The 15,554-nt window shown below is 29.9% G+C and carries 18 protein-coding genes and 1 pseudogene; 18 read left to right on the top strand and 1 reads right to left on the bottom strand.

Annotated elements, in window-relative coordinates:
- On the bottom strand, window positions 1–281 hold a 281-nt coding region (locus CAMP5121_RS04325; RefSeq protein WP_337214887.1), incomplete at its 3' end, for a glycerol-3-phosphate acyltransferase.
- A 200-nt stretch (window positions 282–481) separates the two neighbouring features.
- On the opposite strand from CAMP5121_RS04325, the gene CAMP5121_RS04320 reads away from it, so the two are divergent.
- The 18 genes and pseudogenes from CAMP5121_RS04320 to atpG all read left to right on the top strand — a co-directional run bounded on the left by CAMP5121_RS04320 (window position 482) and on the right by atpG (window position 15,540).
- Window positions 482–1,516: a cytochrome-c peroxidase gene (locus tag CAMP5121_RS04320; protein ID WP_173787074.1), complete on the top strand. Its 1,035-nt coding sequence runs from the start codon at window positions 482–484 to the stop codon at window positions 1,514–1,516.
- Window positions 1,517–1,609: 93 nt separating this feature from the next.
- On the top strand, window positions 1,610–2,956 hold the full coding sequence (locus CAMP5121_RS04315; RefSeq protein WP_337214886.1) for a COG3014 family protein: 1,347 nt from the start codon (window positions 1,610–1,612) through the stop codon (window positions 2,954–2,956).
- Window positions 2,953–3,282, top strand: a complete 330-nt coding sequence (locus CAMP5121_RS04310; RefSeq protein WP_337214885.1) for a YcfL family protein — start codon at window positions 2,953–2,955, stop codon at window positions 3,280–3,282. The genes CAMP5121_RS04315 and CAMP5121_RS04310 overlap by 4 nt, the downstream gene beginning before the upstream one ends.
- A gap of 13 nt (window positions 3,283–3,295) precedes the next feature.
- Complete coding sequence (gene lpoB / locus CAMP5121_RS04305; protein WP_263724717.1) at window positions 3,296–3,925, top strand: penicillin-binding protein activator LpoB; 630 nt, start codon at window positions 3,296–3,298, stop codon at window positions 3,923–3,925.
- A 24-nt stretch (window positions 3,926–3,949) separates the two neighbouring features.
- A pseudogene (locus CAMP5121_RS04300) lies at window positions 3,950–5,291 on the top strand (DUF6844 domain-containing protein).
- A 9-nt stretch (window positions 5,292–5,300) separates the two neighbouring features.
- Window positions 5,301–6,458, top strand: a complete 1,158-nt coding sequence (locus CAMP5121_RS04295) for a hypothetical protein (RefSeq protein ID WP_337214884.1) — start codon at window positions 5,301–5,303, stop codon at window positions 6,456–6,458.
- 124 nt (window positions 6,459–6,582) lie between these two features.
- Complete coding sequence (rplU, locus tag CAMP5121_RS04290) at window positions 6,583–6,891, top strand: 50S ribosomal protein L21 (RefSeq protein ID WP_012660931.1); 309 nt, start codon at window positions 6,583–6,585, stop codon at window positions 6,889–6,891.
- Between the two features lie 10 nt (window positions 6,892–6,901).
- Window positions 6,902–7,156, top strand: coding sequence for a 50S ribosomal protein L27 (gene rpmA / locus CAMP5121_RS04285; protein WP_002862355.1), 255 nt, complete (start codon window positions 6,902–6,904; stop codon window positions 7,154–7,156).
- 95 nt (window positions 7,157–7,251) lie between these two features.
- Window positions 7,252–8,295 carry a GTPase ObgE gene (obgE, locus tag CAMP5121_RS04280; RefSeq protein ID WP_337214883.1) on the top strand — a complete coding sequence of 348 codons (1,044 nt, stop codon included), beginning with the start codon at window positions 7,252–7,254 and terminating at the stop codon, window positions 8,293–8,295.
- 142 nt (window positions 8,296–8,437) lie between these two features.
- Window positions 8,438–9,349 carry a methionyl-tRNA formyltransferase gene (gene fmt, locus CAMP5121_RS04275; protein ID WP_337214882.1) on the top strand — a complete coding sequence of 304 codons (912 nt, stop codon included), beginning with the start codon at window positions 8,438–8,440 and terminating at the stop codon, window positions 9,347–9,349.
- Window positions 9,330–9,965 carry a biotin--[acetyl-CoA-carboxylase] ligase gene (locus CAMP5121_RS04270; RefSeq protein ID WP_337214881.1) on the top strand — a complete coding sequence of 212 codons (636 nt, stop codon included), beginning with the start codon at window positions 9,330–9,332 and terminating at the stop codon, window positions 9,963–9,965. The genes fmt and CAMP5121_RS04270 overlap by 20 nt, the downstream gene beginning before the upstream one ends.
- Window positions 9,962–10,744, top strand: a complete 783-nt coding sequence (locus CAMP5121_RS04265) for a ParA family protein (RefSeq protein WP_012660935.1) — start codon at window positions 9,962–9,964, stop codon at window positions 10,742–10,744. Before CAMP5121_RS04270 ends, CAMP5121_RS04265 begins: the two co-directional genes overlap by 4 nt.
- 3 nt (window positions 10,745–10,747) lie before the next feature.
- Window positions 10,748–11,599, top strand: coding sequence for a ParB/RepB/Spo0J family partition protein (locus CAMP5121_RS04260; protein WP_337214880.1), 852 nt, complete (start codon window positions 10,748–10,750; stop codon window positions 11,597–11,599).
- A 63-nt stretch (window positions 11,600–11,662) separates the two neighbouring features.
- On the top strand, window positions 11,663–12,088 hold the full coding sequence (locus CAMP5121_RS04255) for a FoF1 ATP synthase subunit B' (protein ID WP_257927995.1): 426 nt from the start codon (window positions 11,663–11,665) through the stop codon (window positions 12,086–12,088).
- Window positions 12,089–12,097: 9 nt separating this feature from the next.
- A complete protein-coding gene (locus tag CAMP5121_RS04250) occupies window positions 12,098–12,610 on the top strand; it encodes a F0F1 ATP synthase subunit B (protein WP_337214879.1) in 513 nt (170 codons plus the stop codon).
- Complete coding sequence (locus CAMP5121_RS04245) at window positions 12,610–13,131, top strand: F0F1 ATP synthase subunit delta (RefSeq protein ID WP_337214878.1); 522 nt, start codon at window positions 12,610–12,612, stop codon at window positions 13,129–13,131. The genes CAMP5121_RS04250 and CAMP5121_RS04245 overlap by 1 nt, the downstream gene beginning before the upstream one ends.
- 9 nt (window positions 13,132–13,140) lie before the next feature.
- Window positions 13,141–14,646: a F0F1 ATP synthase subunit alpha gene (gene atpA, locus CAMP5121_RS04240; protein WP_337214877.1), complete on the top strand. Its 1,506-nt coding sequence runs from the start codon at window positions 13,141–13,143 to the stop codon at window positions 14,644–14,646.
- A 9-nt stretch (window positions 14,647–14,655) separates the two neighbouring features.
- On the top strand, window positions 14,656–15,540 hold the full coding sequence (atpG, locus tag CAMP5121_RS04235; protein WP_263663543.1) for an ATP synthase F1 subunit gamma: 885 nt from the start codon (window positions 14,656–14,658) through the stop codon (window positions 15,538–15,540).
- Window positions 15,541–15,554 lie beyond the last annotated feature (14 nt).

Below are 15,554 nucleotides of genomic sequence, written 5' to 3'. Positions count from 1 at the left end.
AAAACCGCCATAGTCCATAAGATATTTTCATCATAGCCTAAAATTTTTGCTACTAATATAGGTACAATTCCTTTAAGTGCATCTAAGACAATTGTTGCAACAGCAAGTGTTTTAGCAAGCTTAGGATCGCTTTCTTTTACTACTCTTAAAACATTGGTAGCACCTATGCTTTTACTGCCTGCATTTTTGATATTTGTTTTGGCAAAAATTTGAGCTAGTAAAAGACCAAAAGGTATAGCACCTATAAGATAAGCTAAAAGATAAATTATTAAATTTTCCATTTACTTTTTATCCTAATTCTATAAAGATTTATAATAATGATAGCAAAAAACTCTGAAATAAATATTTAAGAGATATTTTATCCTATAATAATTTTTATTTTTAAATAGAAATTTTTTATTTTATTTAAAGAAAATTATAGATATATTTTCAATAAGTTTATTTTAAATAGGCTTTATTTTATCTTATTTAGGAGTGAATAATGAAAAAAATTTCATTATTAGTTGCATCATCATTATTAGTTGCATCAACTGCTTTTGCTAACGATAAAGCTTTGCTTGATGAAGCAAAAGCAGCAGGTTTAGCACCTTTGCCAAAGGATCAAGCAGGCGTTGAAAAACTATTAAAAGAAATGGGCGTTAAAGCTAGTAAGTTTTCTAAAGAAAAAGCTAATCTTGGTAAAAAGCTGTATTTTGAACCAAGACTTTCTAAAAGTGGTTTGATTTCTTGTAATACCTGTCACAACTTAGGTATGGGTGGTGCTGATGGTATAGCAGCAGCTGTAGGACACAAATGGACTGCTAATCCTCATCATTTAAATTCGCCAACAGTTTATAACTCTGTTTTAAATTCAACTCAATTTTGGGATGGTAGAGCAGGTACTTTAGCAGATCAAGCAAAAGGACCAATCGAGGCAGAGCCTGAAATGGCAACTCCTGCTAAGTTAGCAGTAGAAAAAATTTCTTCTATGCCAGAATATGTTAAAGAATTTAAAAAAATATATGGTAATGATGGGGTAACTTTTGATAATATAGCAGATGCTATTGCTACATTTGAAAGAACACTTTTAACTCCATCTAAATTTGATAAATTCTTAGAAGGTGATACAAAAGCTTTAAGCAAAAAAGAAAAAGAAGGTTTAAAAACTTTCATCGATAAAGGCTGTACAGCTTGTCATACAGGAGTAAATTTAGGTGGTAGTATGCAAGCTTTCCAAGTGGCAGCTAAATATAAATTTGCAAATGTAGGTGATTTTAAAGGTGATGCAAATGGTTTAGTTAAAACTCCAACTTTAAGAAATATTGCTGAAACAGCTCCATACTTCCATAATGGCGCTATTTGGTCTTTACAAGATGCTATTAAAGAAATGGGTAGTGTGCAACTTGGCATAGAAATTTCTGACAAAGAAGCAGCTTCTATAGAAACTTTCTTACATGCTCTAACAGGTAAAAAACCAAGCATTACTTATCCTCAACTTCCAAAAGCTACTGAAAAAACTCCAAAACCAGAGCTTTAATCAAATTTTCCCTAAAGATATTTCTTTAGGGAATGTTGTTTTTTGTTTATTTTTATATATAATACATTCTTAATTTTTAATTAGGAATTGGCTATGAAAAATAAAATTTTATTTAGTGTGATTGCATTAACAGCTATTTTATTTAGTGCGTGCGCTAATCATGCAAAAGTAAACAATGAATTAGAGCAAAAGTTAACCCAAAAGATATGTTCTGATGAATTTTTTGCCCAAGAAATGACTAAGGTGGATAAAAAAGATGATCCAGTATATGTAGGATTAAATGCAGGTTTAATCGCAAAAAATTGTGGTGATTTTAATCTTAGTAATGAATTTTTTGATAAGGTTGAGGAATCTTATCAAGTTGATGTGGATTTAAGAAGTGGCGCTCAAAAAATTGCTAAAACAGCTGTAACTACATTAATAAATGATTCCATATTAGACTATGATGGCTCTTTATATGAAAGAATAATGGTAAATACATATAAGGGTTTAAATTTTATGAGTGAGGGTGATTATAACAACGCAAGAGTGGAGTTTAAAAGAGCTTTATTGCGTCAAGATAGAGCAAAAGATTATTTTAAAGCTCAAATTGCTAAAAATAAAGCAGAATTAGAAAAGGCCAAAAAAGAAGATCCAAATTTTAATAAAAATTTTAGTGAATCAACAAAACAAATAAATGCTCAATATGAAGCTTTGTTTGAAGAATTTTCAACAAGTAAAAATTTTACCAATCCTTATGCAACTTACTTAGCTTCGATTTTTTATTATATGAGTAAAGATTATACTTTAGCTAAAGATTTATTTAAAGAAATAAAGATTTTAAACCCAAAAAATAAAGAAATTAATAAAGAGTGGAAAGCAATTAGCAATGCTAAATCAAAAAATAAATATGTTTTTATTGTTTATGAGAATGGTTTTGGTGTGATAAAGGATGAGTTTAAATTAACTCTGCCTTTGATTTTAAATGACACTCTTACGACAACTTCTATTGCTCTACCTAAGCTAAAAAAAAGAAGCCAGTCTTTTGAGTATTTAAGTGTAAATGATACTAATACTACAAAATTAGTTGATTTGGATAATGTTGTAGCAAGCGAGTTTAAGTTCGAGCAACCATCAATAGTTACCAAAGCAATAGTTTCAGCTATCTTAAAAACTACTATCAATGCAGCAGTAGTTAACAATGACTCAACGGGAGGTTTTTTAAGCCTTGCTAGTGGTATCATGAATGCAGCAACTACTCAAGCTGATGTTAGATCTTGGAGAGGATTGCCACAAAGTATAGGAGTTGTTATGATTAAAAATACAGGTAAAATTATTATTAAAACTCCAAGTGATGATGTGTTATTTGAAAGACAGATTAATCCAAAGAAAAATGTATTGGTTGTAGTGCGTTCTTTTGCACCTAATATTGCTCCAAGTATAAATATCATAGAAAAATGAAAAAGTTAATTTTTTTATTATTATTAAATTGTATGTTATTGGTTTCACAAGATGCTCTTGATGCAAATTTTAAACATACAAATGTAAAAAGTATAAAAGAAAGAATAAATAATGCAGGATTATTAGAAGTGCAGATTATTTTTTATAGTTCTGTTGATAAAAAGCTTTCTTATAAAATAGAATGGTTTGATAAGGATGGGTTTGTTATAAAAAATACTATTGATAAAAACTATAAAAATATAAGATTATTAGCTAAACAAGGGTATATTATACAAAATATAGCTAGTAATAAGGAAGCAAAAAAATATAAAATATATATTAAATAAAAAAGGATAAAAAATGCAAAAAATTAAAATTTTAACAAGTGTAGTGGCTATAGGTGTTTTATTTAGTGCGTGTATGCAACAACCTACTTATGTAGATGGAACTGCGGCAAAAGTAAAACAAGGCGATTCTTTAAGCATGGCTTTAACTGGTGAAGATTTTGACAATACAGCTAAAGAGATGTTAAATAGTTTGTTTAATTCAAGTTATGTTGTGAATAAAATAGGAAATTCAGGTAAGGCTATTGTGGCAGTTTATGATGTGGTAAATGATACAGCTTTAAGAATAGATACTAGAAATTTGACTGATTTGATGGTAGAAGAACTTATAAATTCAGGTAAATTTGCAGCTTCAGCTACTCAGGGCAATGATAGTGCTACTCAAAATAATATGGATGATGTAATGAGCGATAAAGATGATGATAGATATGATAAAGCTACGGTATCTAAAAATCATACGCAAATTAGTGCATCTTTGACTTTACAGGGAAGAATTGGTCAGCAAAATATAAAATTAAGTAATGGTAAAACCCAGGTTGAATACTTTTTTGTTATGAAATTAGCTGAAAAGGGCAGTGGTTTGGTAGTATGGCAAAAAACTAATAGAATCAATAAACTAGGATCTAGTAAAACTGTAAGCTGGTAATATAAAACAACAAGGAAATATATGATGAAAAAAAGATTTGTTATTGGATCATTATTGGTAGCGAGTTTTCTTTATGCTCAAGCAACTCCACAAGTTGAAATTACTCAAGAAGATATTAAAATTCAAAATGAAATGTCAGATGCTAGCTCTAAAGATATTACTCCAAAGTCTTTAGATGATTTTTTTGAAGAATTTGCAGATAATTTTGGTATAGAATATGGTATTACAAAAGATGGAAAAACCTTTTATACAGGTAGAAGTGTAGTTGCGCTAAGCGATAGCGATCCTCAATTTGCTCAAGCTTTGCAAAATGCTTACCAAAAGCTATGCTTAATTTACAGTCTGATTTTATTGAAGATGCCTTTGGAAGAATGGCAGTGAGTAAAATTCAAAATTACGAAGCTGATAATTCTACTAATGCAAAAGAATTTGAAGAACTACCAAAAGGAAGTGTTGTAGGGCAAATTTTTGATAAACTGGTTCAATTAAGTGGTGCAAAATTAGATAAAGCTTTGAGAGATTTGGGTATTAATGTAGAAGGTTTAACAGAGGAAAGAAAAAAGATTTTATTAAAAGAAGAGTTTCTTAATAAAACAATTACTAGTGCAGTTGGTTCAATGAGCGGTTTAATTCCTGTGCAAACTATAGTTACGCAAAGAAGAGGGCAATATGATATTGGTGTAATTGCAGTTGTTTCTAAAAAAACTCGTCAACTTGCTAAAGATATGTCTTTAGCGCGTCAAAGTAACATCAAAGGTAAAGGAAAAAATATCAACGAGTATTTACCAAAAGACAATAAAGGCTTTCTTAATGAATATGGTATTCGCTTAGTTTATGATGAAAAAGGTTCACCGGTTATTTTAAGCTATGGAAATTGGGGTTATATTGCTGATGCAAATAATGCCAAGAAGACAAATATATTAGAAGATAGGGCTAAAGATACAGCTTCAACTATGGCTGATGCAGCTATAATTGAATTTATCAATACAAATTTAAGTTTAAAAGATGAAAAAATACAGGTGAAAGTTATGAAGAAATCATCAAGCAAAGCTTAAATATCAATGACAACACTACTCAAGAACAAATTCAAGATTTCACAAATATTGTAGAAAAAATCAATACAAAAATAAAAGCAAGTGCTAGCGGAAAAATCAAAGGCATAGGAACACTTAAAAGATGGAATTATACAAGCGAAAATGGTATAGAACATGTAGGTGTTGTAAGATTTTATTCTTATGATAATGTGGCAAATATTAACGAAGCTTTAAAATCAAATTCAAACACTAGTGTCCCAAAAACTGAACCTAAAAAGTCTTCTAATATACAAAGAAGTTCTAATGTTGTAAATGATATAGATGATTTTTAGGAAAAATTTATGAAGATATTACAAATTTGTATTTTGATTTTATGTTTTCATTTGAGTTTATATGCCAAAATAATCACCACAAGCACTACCAATTCAAGTACGGGCGAGGGTATAGGAGCTAGCAGAGAAGAGGCAATAAATAATGCCATAATAGAAGCTATTGGTAAATTAAATGGTGTTAATATTGACTCAACCAAGCAGTCTTTTGTCGGGGTAAATTCAAATAATAAAAAGACTAATATAGAAGATAGCTATAAAGAGCAAATCATAAAAGCTACAAAAGGCAGAGTTGATGCATATGAAATTGATAGTGTGGTTCAAGAAAACGATAAATACATAGCAAATGTAACCATTTTTAAAACTACTACTCATAAAAAATATCAAATACCAGGTTATAAGCCAGATGGTAGAAGAAGTATTACGGTATTTAATACCTCTTCTAAATACCAAGAGCTTGGAAATATTTTACAGCAAAAAATTATCACAGATTTACTTCAAAGTAGGAAATTTAATGTTTTAGATAGAGATTCTAAAGGTTATTATGAAATGGAGAAAGCTTTGATAAATTCATCTAATACGCATAAAGATGAAATTTACAAACTTAAGAATGTTTTAGCTACTGATTATATTTTGTTATTTCATGTAGGTGGAGTAGATCTTAAAACCAAAGGAAATAAAAATAAAATAGATGTTGTGGTGGATTATCGCGTGCTTTTATTTGCCACCAGACAAATTAAATTTTCAAATACTTTAACCATGTCAGCCTTTGTTAAAGGTGATTCTTTAGTAGCTAGTGAAAAGCTAAGTGAAAAAATTGCAAAGAAAATTTCAGATGATATTTTAAATGCTATTTATCCTTTAAAAGTTGCACAAGTTAGTAATAATGAAGTAGTCTTCTCGCAAACTTTGAGTAATGATGAAATCTATGAGTGTTATTCTTTAGGTGAAGTGATAAAGGATGCTTATACTAAAGAAAATACAGCAAGAATAGAAACAAAAAGTGGAAAGGTTCAAATTATCCGCTCAACACCAAAACTATCATATGCTAAAATTCTTGAAGGAAGTGTTAAAAAAGATGATGTTTGTAGGCCTTTAGATGAAGCTAATATGGGCGTGGAAAAACAACATAGTGTAAATCCAAATGGTACGGTAAATTTAGGTTGGTAATTAACCTAAATTTAAAATTATTTTGAGTATAATCTCAAGTTTTAACCACTAAAGCTTTTTAAATTTATGTTTTATGCATAATGCTTTATGGTGCTACCAAAATATTTTAAGAAAGGATAGCTGTATGTATGCTATTATAAAACACAGTGGAAAACAATACAGAGTAAGCCAAGGTGATGAGCTTAAACTAGATCGTTTTGAAGCTGAAGTAAAATCAAGCGTAGAAGTAAGTGAAGTTCTTGCTGTATGTGATAAAGAATTAAAGGTAGGTGCGCCGTTTGTTGCGGGTGCAAAAGTTGTTTTAGAAGTGATTGCTCATGGAAAAGACAAAAAAGTTGTGATTTATAAAAAAAGACGTAGAAAAGACTCAAAATTAAAACGCGGTTTTAGAAGACAATTTACTCGCGTTAGAGTAGTAGATATTAAAGCTTAAGGAGTAAAGAATGGCACACAAGAAAGGTCAAGGTTCAACTCAGAATAATCGTGATTCTATAGGTCGTCGTCTAGGTGTTAAAAAATTTGGTGGAGAATTTGTTCGCGCTGGCAACATCATCATTCGCCAAAGAGGAACAGCAACTCATGCAGGTAATAACGTAGGCATGGGAAAAGACCATACAATTTTTGCTTTAATTGATGGTTTTGTAAAATTTGAAAGAAAAGATAAAAATAGAAAAAAAGTTTCTGTTTATCCTGCATAATTTAAAGGCTACTTTGTAGCCTTTTTCTTCTTTTTAATCTTAATATATTAAAAAAAATATAATATCATTTTAAAAATTTATACTTTGGTGATTGTATGTTTATAGATAATGTAAAATTAGTTTTAAGTTCAGGTAATGGTGGCAAAGGTGCTGTGAGTTTTCGCCGTGAAAAACATGTTCCACTTGGTGGACCTGATGGTGGCGATGGTGGAAATGGTGGCGATGTGTATTTTATATGCGATAATAATACTCATACCCTAGTGCACTTTAAAGGTAAAAAAGAACTTAAAGCACAAAATGGCCAGCCGGGTTTGGGCCGTAACAAAAATGGCAAAAGAGGGGAAAGTTTAGAGTTGATTGTCCCTCAAGGCACCCAAGTAATTGATGCACAAAGTGGGGAAGTTTTACTTGATATGTTAGTAGAAGGTCAAAAAGAACTCTTTTTAAAAGGTGGTAAAGGTGGTCTTGGTAATACTCACTTTAAAAACTCTACTAATCAGCGCCCAGATTATGCCCAACCAGGCGTGGCAGGAAAAACCTTAAGCGTGCGTTTAGAGTTAAAACTCATAGCAGATGTTGGGCTTGTAGGCTTTCCAAATGTAGGAAAATCCACTCTTATAAGCGTAGTGTCTAATGCAAGACCTGAAATAGCTAATTATGAATTTACTACTTTAACTCCAAAACTTGGTATGGTTGAAGTAGATGATTATAATTCTTTTGTAATGGCAGATATCCCAGGTATTATAGAAGGTGCAAGCGATGGTAGGGGTTTGGGACTTGAGTTTTTAAGACACATAGAAAGAACTTCTTTTTTACTTTTTGTACTTGATCCATTAAGAGATATGAGTTTAAAAGAGCAATTTTGCATTTTAAGAAAAGAATTGGAAAAATTTTCAAGCAAGCTTTATGCAAGAAATTTTGGCTTAATGCTTTCAAAAAGTGATAGTGTAAATTTGGGTGAGGAATTTGCACAAAAAATGGAAGATGATTATAATGAGTTAAAAGCTTATTTACAAAGTCAAAATAATCCACAAAGCTTTTTTGTTAAAGTATCAAGCCTTGAAAAAACTGGACTTAAAGAGCTTAAATTTATGCTTTTAGAAGAAGTTAAAAAAATTAGAAATCAAAATAATCTTTGATGAGTGAAAATTTAGCTATAGATTTTATCCAAGAATATATCAAGTCCAATTTTAAAGGTTTGGTGTATTAATTTCTTTACTAAAGAACATGGTTTTTACATCAAAAAACTATAAAAACCTACCAAAAAAGGATAGTAGCATTATGAAAAATATCATTTTTATGGGAACTCCCTCTTATGCAACATGTATTTTAAAAGAGCTTGTTGATAAAGGGTTTAATGTCCAAGCTTTATTTACCCAGCCTGATAAACCTGTGGGAAGAAAGCAAATTTTAACTCCAAGTGATACTAAAAAGTTTGTTTTAGAAAATAATTTAAATATAGAAATTTTCACTCCAAAAAGCTTAAAAGATGAAAACACAATCAATGGAATAAAAAGCTTAAAACCTGACTTTATAGTTGTTGCTGCTTATGGGAAGATTTTACCAAAAGAAATTTTAGATATTGCTCCTTGTATCAATTTACATGCTTCCTTGCTTCCTAAATATCGTGGCGCTTCGCCTATACAAAGTGCTATTTTAAATGGGGATAAAATAAGCGGGGTTTGTACTATGCTTATGGAAGAAGGCCTTGATAGTGGTGCTATTTTAGAAAGTATAGAATGTGATATCGCAGGTAAAAATTCAACTGAAGTTTTTATTATGCTTTCAGATTTAGCAGCCAAGCTTACTATTTCTACACTTTTGAATTTTGAAAAAATTGTCCCAAAAAAGCAAGATGAAAGTTTAGTTACACATTGTAAAAAAATTAAAAAAGAAGATGGCTTGATTGCTTTAAATAATGCAAGTGAAATTTATCAAAAATTTCTAGCTTTTGCACCTTGGCCTGGAATTTTTTTAGAAAATGGTTTGAAATTTTTAGACATAGAATTAGTTGATAGTGAAAAAACTCAAAAACCAGGTGTGATTTTACAAATAGAAAAGGAAAGCTTTTTGCTTTCATGTACAAAAGGTATTTTAAGGATTAAAACTTTACAAGAAAGTGGAAAAAAAGTTTTAGACGCTAAGACTTATTTAAATGGAAAAAGGTTAAAACTTGGAGATAGTTTATTTTGATGAACTTGAATCAACTCAAGTTTATTTAAGTGATAAAATTCGCAGTGGAGAGATTATTAACAATACAGCCATTTGTGCTTTTATCCAAAGTGCTGGTATAGGCAGTAGAGATAATACTTGGCAAAGTAAGCAAGGAAATTTGCATGTATCTTTTTGCATAAAAACTCAAGAATTAACACGAGACCTTCCTTTGGCTTCTGCTAGTATATACTTTGCATTTTTAATGAAAGAAGTATTGCAAAGACAAAATTCAAAAGTATGGATTAAATGGCCTAATGATTTTTATATAGAAGATAAAAAAATAGGCGGATTGATGAGTTCTAAAATCAATGATTTTTTGGTTGTAGGAATGGGGATTAATCTTAAATACGCCCCATTTAATGCTGAAATTTTAGATATAGAAGTGGATATAGCAAAACTTTTAAATGAGTATTTTTCTTATGTAGATGAGAAAATTTTATGGAAGAATATTTTTAGCAAGTATATGCTAGAATTTGAAAAATCAAGAAATTTTTTTATACATAATGAAGGTAAGATTTTATCTTTAAAAGATGCTTTGTTGTATAAAGATGGTTCTATATTGTTAGATAATAAAAGGATATATAGTTTAAGATGAGTGAGATAATAACTATTGCAAATCAAAAAGGTGGGGTAGGTAAAACTACTACCGCTATTAATCTAGCGGCTTCTTTGGCAGTAGCTGAAAAAAAGGTTCTTTTGATAGATATTGATCCACAAGCTAATGCTACAACAGGACTTGGTTTTAATAGAAGTAATTATGAATATAATATTTACCATGTTTTTATAGGTAGGAAAAAACTTTCTGAAATTATTTTAAAAACTGAGCTTCCGCAATTATATTTAGCTCCATCGAATATTTCTTTGGTTGGAATTGAGCAAGAAGTAGTAAAAGAAAGCGGAGAATATAGAACAATTTTAAGAGAAAAAATCAAAGAAATTGCCAAAGATTATGATTTTATTATCATTGACTCACCTCCTGCGCTTGGAAGCATTACGGTAAATGCTTTTGCGGCAAGCGATAGTGTTATTATCCCTATACAATGTGAGTTTTATGCGCTTGAGGGTGTTGCGATGGTTTTAAACACTATTAAATTTGTGAAAAAAACTATCAATCCAAAACTAAAAATAAAAGGCTTTTTGCCAACTATGTATAGCTCACAAAATAATCTTTCAAAAGATACTGTGGAAGATTTAAAGCAAAATTTCAAACAAAAGCTATTTAGAACAGGTGATAATGAAGATGATTTCATCATCATACCAAGAAATGTAAAACTTGCTGAAAGTCCAAGCTATGGAAAGCCTATTATACTTTATGATATAAAATCTCCAGGTTCAGTGGCATATCAAAATTTAGCACATTCTATATTAGGATAAAAAATGGCAAAAAAAAGTGCATTAGGAAGAGGTTTAAGTAGCATTTTGGCTGATATTGATGAGGTTTATGAAAAAGAATTAGGCTCTAATGAAGGTAGAATAGAAGAAATTGATATAGATTTAATTAGTCCAAACCCTTATCAGCCAAGAAAAAATTTTGATACCCAAGCTCTAGAAGAACTTGCAGGTTCTATTAAAGAATATGGTTTGATTCAGCCTGTTGTGGTTTTTAAAAAAGATGAATTTGATTATATTTTGATAGCAGGTGAGAGAAGATTTAGAGCGTGTAAGCTTTTAGAAAAAGAACAAATTAAAGCTGTAGTTTTAAACGTAGATGATATAAAATTACGTGAGCTTGCTTTAATAGAAAATATTCAAAGAGAAAATTTAAACCCTATAGAATTAGCACATTCTTATAAAGAGTTATTAGAAATTCATGATATCACTCAAGAAAAATTAGCCGATCTTATTCACAAATCAAGACCTCAAATTGCTAATACCTTAAGACTTTTAAATTTAAATGAGCAAACGCAAAATTTCATTATAGAAGGTAAAATTTCACAAGGTCATGCAAAAGTTTTAGTGGGACTTGAAAAAGAAGAAGAAAAAATGATAGTTGATACTATCATAGGGCAAAAACTCAATGTAAGAGATACCGAAAAGTTAATTAAAAATTTTAAAAACACAAACCAATTAGAAAAAAACGCAACTTCAAACAAACAATATCAATCTATAATAAATTTAAAAGAAAAAATTGAATCTTTAGGCTTAAAAGTAAATGCAAAAGAATTAAAAATTACTATAAATTTTGAAAATGAAGATGAGGTTAGGGAATTTCTAAAGACATTAAATTAAATATGTTTTTAGGTATGTTTTGCTATAATTTCGCGTTTTATTTAGATTTATTTAGGAGTATTAATGTTTAATGATGTACATTTTTCCATCATGATAGCCACCGGTGTCATTTTTTTGCTTATGATAGCGATTTTAAATTCTATGCTCTATAAACCTTTGATTAAATTTATGGATTCTAGAGATTTAACCATAAAAAATGATGAAGAAAAAATGAAAAAAAATTCTGATGATGTTTCAAATGTAGAAAGTGAATTAGAAAAAATTCATATCCAAACAAGAGATGAAATCAATCAAATCAAAGCAAAAGCAATAGAAGAAGCTAAAATAAAACAAGAAAAAGAATTATCAACAAGAAAAAGAGAATTAGAAGATCAAATGCTTGTTTTTCTTAAAAGTCTAAGAGAAAAAGAAAAAGAATTAAAAGAAGAAATGCGTTTAAAAATGCCAGAATTTAAACAAAGCTTTAAAGACAGCTTGAGTAAAATTTAAGGAAGATAAATGTTGAAAAAAATTGCATTGTTATCAGTACTTCCTTTTTATGCTTTTGCAGCAGGTAATGGAAGTGGTGAGTATGATATTATTCCAAGAGCGGTGAATTTTGTTTTATTTGCTGCTATTTTGTATTATTTCATAGCAACACCTTTGAAAAATTTCTACAATGGTAGAATTGCAAAGATTGCATCTAGAATGAATGAAATTCAAGAAAAACTTATTGCAAGTAAAAATCATAAATTAGAAATGATGAAAAAATTAGATTTAGCCAAGCAAGAAGCTGTTAATGCAATTGCTTTTGCAAAAAAAGAGGCAGAAATTATTACTGAAAAAATCGAGAATGAAACAAAAATGGAAATTAAAGCTCTAGAAAAAACTTACGAAGAGCACAAAGAATATGAAATAAGAAAAATGGAAAAAGAAGTTGTGCAAGCAGTTTTAGAAGAAATTTTTGAAGATCAAAATTTACAGCTACAACAAAAAGAAATTTTAAATATCATGATGAAAAAGGTATCTTGATGGAAAAAGTAATTGCTAAAACATATGCAAAGGCAATATTAGAAAGAAATGATTTTGAAAATTTTTATTCTAATTTGTTAGAGTTAAGCTCAGCTTTTGCATCTAATAAATTTATAGATATTTTAAATTCATACGAAACAAAGCAAGACAAAAAATTAGAGTTAATACTTTCATTATTGAATAATCCAAGTGATGCTTTTAAAAATTTTATAAATTTGATTGTGGATAATAAAAGAGAAATGTTAATTCCAGAAATCACTAAAGAATTAAGTGAACAAAAAGCATCAAAAGAAAATACATTTTTAGGACAGGTTTACTCAAAAGAAAAATTAAGCGAAGAAGAAATTAAAAATTTAGAGGAAAAACTTAGTCTTAAATTTAATGCAAAAATTAGATTAGATAGTAAAATAAGTGATAATGACAGTGTAAAAATTAGCTTAGATGGACTTGGATATGAAATTTCATTTTCAATGCAAAGCTTAAAAGCTAAGATGAATGATTATATATTAAAAGCAATTTAAGGAGATTTGATGAAATTTAAAGCAGATGAAATTAGTTCTATTATAAAAGAAAGAATTGAAAAATTTGACTTTAATCTTGAAATAGAAGAAACCGGTAAAATTATTTCAGTTGCCGATGGTGTTGCTAAGGTATATGGCCTTAAAAATGCTATGGCTGGAGAGATGGTTGAATTTGAAAATGGCGAAAAAGGAATGGTTCTTAACCTTGAAGAATCAAGTGTTGGTATTGTTATCTTAGGTAAAGGACTTAGACTTAAAGAAGGAAGTTCTGTAAAAAGATTAAAAAAACTTTTAAAAGTTCCAGTTGGAGATGCGTTAATAGGACGTGTTGTAAATGCTTTAGGAGAGCCAATTGATGCTAAAGGCGTAATTGAAGCGAGCGAATATCGTTTTGTAGAAGAAAAAGCAAAAGGTATTATGGCTAGAAAAAGCGTTCATGAGCCATTACATACGGGTATTAAAGCTATTGATGCTTTAGTTCCAATTGGTAGAGGACAAAGAGAATTAATCATCGGTGATAGACAAACAGGTAAAACAACTGTAGCAATTGATACAATTATTAGTCAAAAAGGTAAAGATGTTATTTGTATTTATGTTGCAATTGGTCAAAAACAAAGTACTGTAGCTCAAGTAGTTAAAAAGCTTGAAGAATATGGTGCAATGGATTATACTATAGTGGTAAATGCGGGTGCATCAGATCCTGCTGCGTTACAGTATCTTGCGCCATATGCTGGGGTAACTATGGGTGAATATTTTAGAGATAATTCAAGACATGCATTGATCGTTTATGATGATTTAAGTAAACATGCTGTTGCATATCGTGAAATGTCTTTGATTTTACGTCGTCCTCCAGGTCGTGAAGCTTATCCAGGAGATGTGTTCTATCTACATTCAAGATTGCTTGAAAGAGCAAGTAAGTTAAGTGATGAGCTTGGCGCGGGAAGCTTGACTGCACTTCCTATTATTGAAACTCAAGCAGGGGATGTTTCAGCTTATATTCCAACCAATGTTATTTCAATTACAGATGGTCAAATTTTCTTAGAAACAGATTTATTTAACTCAGGTATTCGTCCTGCGATTAATGTTGGTTTATCTGTATCTCGTGTTGGTGGTGCTGCGCAAATTAAAGCAACAAAGCAAGTTTCAGGTACATTAAGACTTGATTTAGCTCAGTATAGAGAATTGCAAGCTTTTGCACAATTTGCAAGTGATTTGGATGAAGCTAGTAGAAAACAACTTGAGCGTGGACAAAGAATGGTTGAAGTTTTAAAGCAACCTCCATATTCTCCTCTTTCACCAGAAAATCAAGTTGTGATTATTTTTGCAGGCACTAAAGGTTATTTAGATGATGTTGCAGTTTCGAAAATTGGAGAATTTGAAGCAGCTTTATATCCATTTATTGAGGCTAAGTATCCAGAAATTTTTGAGCAAATTAGAACTAAAAAAGCTTTAGATAAAGATTTAGAAGAAAAACTAGCTAAAGCATTGAGTGAGTTTAAAGCAAACCATATATAAGGTTTTTAAATGTCTAATTTAAAAGAAATTAAAAGAAAAATAAAAAGTGTTCACAATACACAAAAGACAACCAATGCGATGAAGCTTGTCTCTACTGCTAAACTAAGAAAAGCAGAAGAGGCAGCTAAAAAATCAAAGGTTTTTGCTCAAAAAATCGATGAAGTTTTATCAGAAATTGCGTTCAAGATCAATCAATACGATGGGCTTGATGACAAACTTCCATTTTTTAGAAAAAAAGATAATATAGAAAAAATGGATATTATTTTTGTCACAGCCGATAAGGGTTTGTGTGGTGGATTTAATATTAAAACCATTAAAGCCGTAAATGAAATGCTTGAAGATTGCAAAACAAAAAAAATCAAGGTAAGATTAAGAGCTATTGGTAAAACAGGTATAGAATATTTTAATTTTCAAAATATAGAAATTTTGGAAAAATATTTAGATACAAGTTCAAGTCCAGATTATGATAAGGCTTGTGCTATTATCCAAAAAGCTGTTGATGATTTTGTAAATGGTGTGACAGATAAAATTGTAATCATTCACAATGGTTATAAAAATATGATTTCTCAAGAAATTCGTATTAATGAGTTGTTGCCAGTAGAAGCTATTGTTGGCAAAGAAGAACAAAAGTCTGAATCTTTAATGGACTTAGAACCAGAAGATGAAGAAATTTTAAACGATTTGTTAAAAACTTATTTTGAATATAACATGTATTTTTCTTTAGTTGATTCTTTGGCAGCTGAACATAGTGCTAGAATGCAAGCCATGGATAATGCAACCAACAATGCAAAAGCTAGAGTTAAGCAACTTAATTTAGCTTATAATAAAGCAAGACAAGAATCTATTACCACCGAGTTGATAGAAATCATCAGCGGTGTTGAGTCAATGAAATAAATTTAGGAGTGATG

The sequence above is a fragment of the Campylobacter sp. 2352 PW genome (assembly GCF_024723575.1).
Taxonomy (GTDB): Bacteria; Campylobacterota; Campylobacteria; order Campylobacterales; family Campylobacteraceae; genus Campylobacter_D.
Note: the sequence above shows the minus strand (reverse complement) of the source record. Positions and strands in the feature narration are given on the sequence as shown.

Coding starts and splice junctions, on each gene's coding strand:
- CAMP5121_RS04320 (WP_173787074.1), top strand. CDS start 482: ATGAAAAAAATTTCATTATTAGTTGCATCATCATTATTAGTTGCATCA.
- CAMP5121_RS04315 (WP_337214886.1), top strand. CDS start 1,610: ATGAAAAATAAAATTTTATTTAGTGTGATTGCATTAACAGCTATTTTA.
- CAMP5121_RS04310 (WP_337214885.1), top strand. CDS start 2,953: ATGAAAAAGTTAATTTTTTTATTATTATTAAATTGTATGTTATTGGTT.
- lpoB (WP_263724717.1), top strand. CDS start 3,296: ATGCAAAAAATTAAAATTTTAACAAGTGTAGTGGCTATAGGTGTTTTA.
- CAMP5121_RS04295 (WP_337214884.1), top strand. CDS start 5,301: ATGAAGATATTACAAATTTGTATTTTGATTTTATGTTTTCATTTGAGT.
- rplU (WP_012660931.1), top strand. CDS start 6,583: ATGTATGCTATTATAAAACACAGTGGAAAACAATACAGAGTAAGCCAA.
- rpmA (WP_002862355.1), top strand. CDS start 6,902: ATGGCACACAAGAAAGGTCAAGGTTCAACTCAGAATAATCGTGATTCT.
- obgE (WP_337214883.1), top strand. CDS start 7,252: ATGTTTATAGATAATGTAAAATTAGTTTTAAGTTCAGGTAATGGTGGC.
- fmt (WP_337214882.1), top strand. CDS start 8,438: ATGAAAAATATCATTTTTATGGGAACTCCCTCTTATGCAACATGTATT.
- CAMP5121_RS04265 (WP_012660935.1), top strand. CDS start 9,962: ATGAGTGAGATAATAACTATTGCAAATCAAAAAGGTGGGGTAGGTAAA.
- CAMP5121_RS04260 (WP_337214880.1), top strand. CDS start 10,748: ATGGCAAAAAAAAGTGCATTAGGAAGAGGTTTAAGTAGCATTTTGGCT.
- CAMP5121_RS04255 (WP_257927995.1), top strand. CDS start 11,663: ATGTTTAATGATGTACATTTTTCCATCATGATAGCCACCGGTGTCATT.
- CAMP5121_RS04250 (WP_337214879.1), top strand. CDS start 12,098: ATGTTGAAAAAAATTGCATTGTTATCAGTACTTCCTTTTTATGCTTTT.
- CAMP5121_RS04245 (WP_337214878.1), top strand. CDS start 12,610: ATGGAAAAAGTAATTGCTAAAACATATGCAAAGGCAATATTAGAAAGA.
- atpA (WP_337214877.1), top strand. CDS start 13,141: ATGAAATTTAAAGCAGATGAAATTAGTTCTATTATAAAAGAAAGAATT.
- atpG (WP_263663543.1), top strand. CDS start 14,656: ATGTCTAATTTAAAAGAAATTAAAAGAAAAATAAAAAGTGTTCACAAT.